This window comes from Burkholderia sp. Tr-862, assembly GCF_011753085.1.
GTDB lineage: Bacteria > Pseudomonadota > Gammaproteobacteria > Burkholderiales > Burkholderiaceae > Burkholderia > Burkholderia ambifaria.
In genome coordinates, this window is record NZ_VWWG01000323.1 from 1 (window position 1) to 2,569 (window position 2,569).

Below are 2,569 nucleotides of genomic sequence, written 5' to 3' on the forward strand. Positions count from 1 at the left end.
TGCCGTTGCGATAAGCCATCGCGAGCTGCCTGAAGCCGTGCAGACGCTCGCGATGGCTTATCGCAACGGCGAGCTGGGGCTCAAACCCGATGCGGACGCGTTCCACGCGCAGTGGATCGAGACCGCGCATGCGTTGAAGCATCCGGTCATCGCGCCCTGAGGATGTTTCTACAACGCCGGCGCGAACACGCGCCGGCAGAACGTCCGCGGTCCGGCGGCGCGCTGATCCTCGTGACGCGCCGCCTGGGCCCTGCACTGAAGAGCAAGGCGCTGCTCGCCTGCGAAATGGCGACCGATGAAGACATCAAGGCACTGGAACAAATGGAAAAGCAGTAAGCGCCCGGCATCAGCGCGCAAGCAAACGGGAAACATAGGGTTCAAGGTAGAACAGGCCCGCGAGTATGGTCCCGACGCCGAGCGTGGCACTCCATCTCTTGCATGACCAGCGCCTGTAACCTATCGCATTGACGACGCCGAAAAACACGGCGGGTCCCAGCAAGTACGCAAAAAACAACGCCCCTTGCCACCATGAGATCGGGCACTTATCGATCTCGTAGCAACCGCGAGCCGGCGTGCTTGGGAGTTTCGGCCAACTTATATGGCTGTATGCGTACAGATAAAACCAAGTCAACAGCAAACCGCCAAGAGCCCCCGAAAGCGTGATCGCAAACCGCTTCACTTGATCTCCCAAAACACGATTGAACTCGACCTCCCGAGATCGGAATAGCTGAGACTTGGGAGGACACTTGCACCTTGCCGAAACGACGCCATCCCGACATATCTCCCTATCGTCGACGCAGCCCCCCAGAAACCATTCACCGTCATTCGAGAGCCATTCCAGAGATCAATGTGCCCGCCGCTGGCATTCAATTCCGACTCGCCGGCACGCGCCCAGTAACCATCAAACATGACAATACCTGTACGCCCCTTTATTTTTGCCTCCCAGTCCGCTCCGGTAATCGCCTCCGCTTTTCCGAGACCGGCAAATGGCTGCAGCTTAAGCCATGAGCCAAGCTCATTGGCACGCGTGGCCACCACCTTTCCATTGATCAGAATTCGCCCGATGCTAGGTTGACCGCCGAGCGGTCTTACCAACTTCGACGAAAACGACTTCATGTCGATACCGACACGGTGCAAGGCCACGCTTACACGAATAGCGCACTGATTTGTATAAGCCGGATCGTCGTATGGATTCCCGGATGGATAGGTGTCCCATAACGCCTTGAACGTCACCGCCTGAAGCTGTACTTCCTTGATGGACCGGGGGATCGTATTCGATCTCACCGTTATGGGTCTGTTGGGCATGACGTCCAGTCCGGATGAGCGAGCGCGTCCTCGCCCCAATAGATTGTGTAACTGCCGTCGGGCTCGGTCACGACGCGTGGCAGTCGGCCATTCGTACCGACGCGTCCCACATACGTGCGCCCGTCGACCATTTCGATCACGTATGGATAGCTCTGCGGCAGCGTGGTCCCGATGCCAACGCGTACCTGTTCGTCATAGTCGAGCGCGATATCCGCTCCCGCCGATGCGATCGGCACTTCGTCCTCGGACATTGGAACGCGCTTGCTCTCCACACGCTCAGTCGCCTCGTGCGAAGTCAGGATCATCTTCATACTCCGCTCGGCATGGAAAACAGGCGGCGGACTGCACCCGCAGGCATTGATATCCCCACTCAACGCCCATCGCTGACCATTGGGCGCCGTGCCGGACAAGCGCGGACCTTGCGGTGCAATGAACCCTACCCGCTTACAGGCCGTGCAGTAGGTTTTCATGTAGAGCGTGGCAATCTGCACGCGCGGGGGCGGATTGGAACACGTGACGAATTCGAGTCCCTCCGTGATCGTGGCACTGCCGCCTCGATCGCCCTTGGCAAGGAAGTAGCGGATCATTCGATGTCACCTGAACTGACCGCAATCAAACGGCTGCCGCCCGTGAAAGCACTGGTTGCCACAAACTCGACGGCCGCCCGCCTACCGGGGAGGCCCCTGCCACGGTTGGCCATGAACCAGCGGCCGGCAGCAGCCAATGAAAGCCCCGGCAACAATTTCTTTTCACGATTCATCTGGATTTCCTCTCGTCGCCGAATGGTGCAAATCTCATCGCACCAAAATGCGCGATCGGCATAAGAGAATCAATCTGACGAATTCGAAATCCTAATAAATCGGCATCGGTCGACTATGTTTCGCCAATCGGTTGATCAGGACGTGGGGGGCAGTTTTCCTTTTAGCTCGCATGCGCACGACGAACCCCCATGACACTTTTCTCAGCCAGACAAGAGAAAAATGAGCACTCAGCGTCGCACGTCAATCGGGCCCTGCACTTTGAGCAAGATGACTTTCGCCCCGACTGCCGACGTATTGCCCCCCTGTCGCTACAATATGCGCCATGAACGCCCCCACCTCCTCCGACACGCCCGATACCGGTGACGCGCGCATCGCGCGCAACCGGCTCGAGGCGCACCTGGATGCCGCGCCGCGCGCGTGGCCGCTCGACATCGTCGCCGCCACCGGCTCGACCAACGCCGACGTCGCGACGCGCCTGAAGGCGCTGCCGCGCACCGCGAACG

3 protein-coding genes and 2 pseudogenes are annotated in these 2,569 nt (G+C 59.2%); 2 read left to right on the plus strand and 3 right to left on the minus strand.

Features of this window, described 5'->3' with window-relative positions; genetic code table 11:
- Nucleotides 1–160: pseudogene (locus F3J14_RS35995) on the plus strand (sel1 repeat family protein); the annotation flags it as partial.
- A gap of 515 nt (nucleotides 161–675) precedes the next feature.
- Here the strand turns inward: F3J14_RS35995 and F3J14_RS34405 are convergent.
- The 3 genes from F3J14_RS34405 to F3J14_RS34415 are packed head-to-tail and all read right to left on the minus strand — an operon-like array spanning nucleotide 676 to nucleotide 2,065.
- Nucleotides 676–1,305, minus strand: a complete 630-nt coding sequence (locus F3J14_RS34405; RefSeq protein WP_166726689.1) for a type VI secretion system amidase effector protein Tae4 — start codon at nucleotides 1,303–1,305, stop codon at nucleotides 676–678.
- The gene (locus tag F3J14_RS36000) at nucleotides 1,287–1,892 is read right to left on the minus strand and encodes a hypothetical protein (RefSeq protein WP_247682358.1); all 606 of its coding nucleotides are present in this window, start codon (nucleotides 1,890–1,892) and stop codon (nucleotides 1,287–1,289) included. The genes F3J14_RS34405 and F3J14_RS36000 overlap by 19 nt, the downstream gene beginning before the upstream one ends.
- Nucleotides 1,889–2,065, minus strand: a complete 177-nt coding sequence (locus F3J14_RS34415) for a hypothetical protein (RefSeq protein ID WP_166726690.1) — start codon at nucleotides 2,063–2,065, stop codon at nucleotides 1,889–1,891. The genes F3J14_RS36000 and F3J14_RS34415 overlap by 4 nt, the downstream gene beginning before the upstream one ends.
- 323 nt (nucleotides 2,066–2,388) lie before the next feature.
- On the opposite strand from F3J14_RS34415, the pseudogene F3J14_RS34420 reads away from it, so the two are divergent.
- A pseudogene (locus F3J14_RS34420) lies at nucleotides 2,389–2,569 on the plus strand (biotin--[acetyl-CoA-carboxylase] ligase); the annotation flags it as partial.

Excerpts from the sequence above, each read along its gene's own strand:
- F3J14_RS34415 (WP_166726690.1), bottom strand. The coding sequence starts at position 2,065 with ATGAATCGTGAAAAGAAATTGTTGCCGGGGCTTTCATTGGCTGCTGCC.
- F3J14_RS36000 (WP_247682358.1), bottom strand. The coding sequence starts at position 1,892 with ATGATCCGCTACTTCCTTGCCAAGGGCGATCGAGGCGGCAGTGCCACG.
- F3J14_RS34405 (WP_166726689.1), bottom strand. The coding sequence starts at position 1,305 with ATGCCCAACAGACCCATAACGGTGAGATCGAATACGATCCCCCGGTCC.